General features: G+C 53.0%; 3 protein-coding genes and 1 pseudogene. 3 read left to right on the top strand and 1 reads right to left on the bottom strand.

The window, feature by feature from the left end:
* The first annotated feature begins 8 nt into the window (after window positions 1–8).
* Window positions 9–1202 carry a fosmidomycin MFS transporter gene (gene fsr, locus FDW92_RS18170; RefSeq protein WP_137400673.1) on the top strand — a complete coding sequence of 398 codons (1194 nt, stop codon included), beginning with the start codon at window positions 9–11 and terminating at the stop codon, window positions 1200–1202.
* A gap of 225 nt (window positions 1203–1427) precedes the next feature.
* Window positions 1428–3107, top strand: a complete 1680-nt coding sequence (gene ybaL / locus FDW92_RS18165; RefSeq protein ID WP_042310032.1) for a YbaL family putative K(+) efflux transporter — start codon at window positions 1428–1430, stop codon at window positions 3105–3107.
* A 39-nt stretch (window positions 3108–3146) separates the two neighbouring features.
* Here the strand turns inward: ybaL and gsk are convergent, their stop codons facing one another.
* On the bottom strand, window positions 3147–4451 hold the full coding sequence (gene gsk / locus FDW92_RS18160) for an inosine/guanosine kinase (protein ID WP_137400672.1): 1305 nt from the start codon (window positions 4449–4451) through the stop codon (window positions 3147–3149).
* A gap of 151 nt (window positions 4452–4602) precedes the next feature.
* Between gsk and FDW92_RS23265 the strand changes: the two are divergent.
* Window positions 4603–4704 (top strand): annotated as a pseudogene (locus FDW92_RS23265) (acetyl esterase); the annotation flags it as partial.

The raw sequence follows: 4704 nt of genomic DNA, 5'->3' as shown, positions 1-4704 counted from the left end.
CCCCGCCAGTGGCTGGCGCGTCAGCGTCGGTTGCTAAAGCGCGCACCTCATTTGGCATTTTAGGGGCGATCAGTCTCTCTCATCTGCTAAACGATATGATCCAGTCGCTGATCCTGGCGATTTATCCGCTATTGCAGTCAGAGTTCTCGCTGACGTTTATGCAGATCGGGATGATTACGCTAACCTTCCAGCTCGCCTCCTCGCTGCTTCAGCCGGTTGTCGGCTACTGGACGGACAAATATCCGATGCCGTGGTCGCTGCCCATTGGTATGTGCTTCACGCTAAGCGGGCTAGTGCTGCTGGCCATGGCAGGCAGTTTCCATATGGTATTACTCGCGGCGGCGCTGGTCGGTACGGGCTCATCGGTGTTTCACCCAGAGTCATCCCGCGTGGCGCGTATGGCTTCCGGCGGTCGTCATGGCCTCGCCCAGTCAATTTTCCAGGTTGGCGGCAACTTCGGCAGCTCTCTCGGGCCCTTGCTGGCGGCTGTCATCATCGCGCCATATGGTAAAGGTAATGTGGCCTGGTTTGTTCTGGCCGCGTTATTAGCGATTGTGGTTCTGGCACAAATCAGTCGTTGGTATGCCGCGCAGCATCGGATGAGCAAAGGAAAACCGAAAGTCACGATCGTTAATCCATTACCGCGTAATAAAGTGGTACTGGCGGTTAGCATTCTGCTGGTGCTGATTTTCTCCAAATACTTCTATATGGCGAGTATCAGCAGCTATTACACCTTTTATCTGATGCAAAAATTCGGATTATCGGTACAAAACGCCCAGTTTCACCTGTTTGCCTTCCTGTTTGCCGTTGCGGCCGGGACCGTAATTGGTGGACCGTTAGGTGATAAGATTGGCAGAAAATATGTTATTTGGGGCTCTATCCTCGGTGTAGCGCCATTTACCCTTGTTTTACCCTATGCAACGCTGGAATGGACCGGGATTTTAACCGTGATCATTGGTTTTATCCTCGCATCTGCCTTTTCTGCCATTCTGGTCTATGCACAGGAGCTGCTTCCGGGTCGTATCGGCATGGTTTCTGGGCTATTTTTCGGGTTTGCCTTTGGCATGGGCGGCTTGGGAGCCGCGGTATTAGGGCTGATTGCTGACCATACCAGTATTGATTTGGTCTATAAAATATGTGCTTTCCTGCCACTTCTGGGGATACTCACTATATTCTTACCTGATAACCGACATAAAGCCTGATTTTCTGACGGCCAAAAGTAAACTTTGGCCGTCTTCAGTTACAGAGACCATCAGCCTTTACTCCCCGCATACCCCTGTAGTTTTCCGATCCGTGCTTTTTTACGCCTAAAATCCCGTTTTCATCAAAATTCAATAATTATTCATAAACATAAACATTAAAATTGTCATAAACTATTACTCGGAATTTAGGTTTTCAGGATCATCACAGCAACCAAAGGAGACGGAATGCATCACGCCACCCCGCTTATCACCACCATTGTCGGCGGCCTTGTGCTCGCTTTTATATTAGGCATGATTGCCAATAAACTACGTATTTCTCCTCTGGTGGGATATCTGTTAGCGGGCGTTCTGGCCGGTCCATTTACACCTGGTTTTGTTGCTGATACCAAACTCGCGCCTGAACTGGCGGAGCTTGGCGTAATCCTGCTGATGTTCGGCGTGGGGCTGCACTTTTCCTTGAAGGATTTGATGGCGGTAAAGTCCATCGCCATTCCCGGCGCGATTGCCCAGATAGCTGTGGCGACGCTACTGGGTATGGCGCTTTCAGCGGTGATGGGCTGGTCGCTAATGGTGGGTATCGTCTTTGGACTGTGTCTTTCAACCGCCAGTACCGTAGTGCTACTGCGTGCGCTTGAAGAACGGCAGCTTATTGACAGCCAGCGCGGGCAAATCGCTATAGGCTGGCTGATTGTTGAAGATCTGATGATGGTGCTGACGCTGGTTCTCCTGCCCGCCGTCGCCGGAATGCTGGAAAAAGAAGATGTCGGCTTTGCCTCGCTGGCCGTCGATATGGGCATTACCATCGGTAAAGTGGTGGCGTTTATCGCCATTATGATGCTGGTTGGCCGTCGCCTGGTGCCGTGGATCATGGCGCGTAGCGCCGCCACCGGTTCACGAGAGCTGTTTACTCTGTCAGTCCTTGCCCTGGCATTAGGTATCGCGTTTGGCGCAGTGGAATTATTCGATGTCTCCTTTGCTCTGGGCGCGTTCTTTGCTGGCATGGTGCTGAATGAATCCGAACTGAGCCACCGTGCGGCGCATGACACCCTGCCGCTGCGCGATGCGTTCGCCGTATTGTTCTTTGTATCTGTTGGTATGCTGTTTGATCCGTTAATTTTGATCCAGCAGCCGCTGGCGGTACTGGGTACGCTGGCGATTATCGTCTTTGGTAAATCCGTTGCCGCCTATTTCCTCGTGCGCCTGTTTGGTCACTCCCAACGTACAGCGCTCACCATTGCCACCAGCCTGGCGCAGATTGGTGAGTTTGCCTTCATCCTGGCGGGTCTGGGAATGGCGCTAAACCTGCTACCGCAGGCCGGGCAAAATCTGGTGCTGGCGGGGGCTATTCTGTCCATTATGCTCAATCCGGTACTGTTCGCGGTGTTAGAAAAATATCTCGCGAAAACCGAAACGCTGGAAGAACAGACGCTGGAAGAAGCCATCGAAGAAGAGAAACAAATTCCGGTGGATATCTGCAATCACGCCCTGCTGGTAGGCTTTGGCCGCGTCGGCAGTCTGCTGGGTGAAAAATTGATGGCTGCCGGGATTCCGCTGGTGGTTATCGAAACCTCACGTACGCGGGTGGATGAACTGCGTGAGCGCGGGATCCGCGCGGTGCTGGGAAATGCCGCCAACGAAGAGATTATGAATCTGGCGCATCTGGATTGCGCACGCTGGCTGCTACTGACGATTCCAAATGGCTATGAAGCCGGTGAAATCGTCGCTTCCGCTCGCGAAAAGTGCCCGTCGATTGAGATTATCGCCCGCGCGCATTATGACGATGAAGTGGAATATATTACCGACCGCGGTGCCAATCAGGTCGTCATGGGCGAGCGTGAAATCGCCCGCACTATGCTGGAGCTGATTGAAACGCCACCTGCCGGTGACGTTGCTACTGCCAGTTAATATTACGTGCCGGATGGCGCTACGCCATCCGGCAAGAACTCAGCGGTCCCAGTACGACTCTTCGAGACTATCTTCACGTTCTGGCAAACCGCGCGTCAGGCGTGGTGAATGTTGATTCAGCACCTGATAACTCACGCGATTAGCATATTTACACACCTGGGCTAACGATGAATAGGTCAGCCAGGTGAACTTGTGCTTGCTGGAGTTAGGCACGTTGCTGCGGTGGTAGCTGTTGGCGGTAATATCATGCAGCAATGCCGCCAGCGCACCGTCGCCAGCGCCGTTGGTGTTCATGATCTTTTCAGGCCCGCCCATATACGGTGCGATGTGCGAATACACGCGTAGCGGATTAGTACAGTCTTTATGGCGCATGGCGCGGCTGAATTCGTACTGGTTGAATTCGGCAATAGCCCCCGGCAGCAGCGGATGTTGAGTTTTACGTTTGGCTTCTTCTTCCGTAAAGCCCGCCATATACAGACCCGCCGGACCCGCAGTGCACAGCACCAGATCCACCCAATCCAGCGCTTTGTCGGAGGCCAGCAGCGGATCGCTCTCGCCGGTCAGCGCTTCGGCCTCTTCTTCATTCATCGCCAGAATAGAGACATGCTCTTTCAGGAATGCCTGCCACCACTGCGGGTTATCGGCAATAACGAATTTGGTACCCAGCGTCAGAACCACCGGCACATTGTGTTTTTTGGCATATTCGATCGCCTTCATGGTCGCTTCCGGCATCGGCTCGCCCTGTTCGCAACGCACCAGATAGGAGGTCAGCACCAGCGCGGAGGCCCCGGCAATAACTGCCTCGGGGATGCTATCCGCCCGCAGCTTATTCATATGTCCGGGGCTGATAGCGAACGTGCGCTCACCGGATTCGCCAATCAGCGTAAAGCAGCGGCCAATCGGTCCATTAACACCCTGCAGGTAGTTCAGATCGGTACGGCTGGAGGTATTACATAAATAACGGTACGCGTAGCTACCAATCTCGATATTGCTGCACATCACACCCAACAGTACCGAGCGGTCATCCGCCAGCACGGAGTAGTTGTGCATCGTGTTACCGATAGTCCCACCGGCAAACTGATGGGTGATCAAATTGTCACGTACCAGCTCCTGGTAGAGCGCTTCGGCGATATCGTCTGCAATCACCAGAGAGTGCCCGGCGCTTAATCCATAACGTTTTACAAAGTCATCATCAACTTTGGCTTCAATATCTACCAGCGTCTGGTCGATACCCACCACCCAGGCTGCGCTGGTTTCATTTTCAGGCTGAATCTGTTGCAGCAATGGATCGCGCGCGCTGACAGGAAAATAGTGTTTGGATTTACGTTTACCGGGAAATTTCATGGTCGATTTTACGGGTGATTAGCTGAGCGGTGCATGGTAGCACATTCCCTGCTTTGCATGCGATGCGGCGCTGAGTTTCAATATCGGACGGTGGGATCGCAGTTTATACGGGGGTAATTTCTACAATAAATCACCTTCACAAGGAGCGTTTATGAAGCCGGAAAATAAGATCCCCGTACTCGACAGAATTTCAGACGAAATGAAAACCGTGGTGAATTTTCATCGCGACGATCTGCCGCCCTGGCCCGCCGCC

This window comes from Citrobacter sp. wls706, assembly GCF_005281305.1.
GTDB lineage: Bacteria > Pseudomonadota > Gammaproteobacteria > Enterobacterales > Enterobacteriaceae > Citrobacter > Citrobacter werkmanii.
This window is presented reverse-complemented; position numbering and strand designations above follow the sequence as displayed.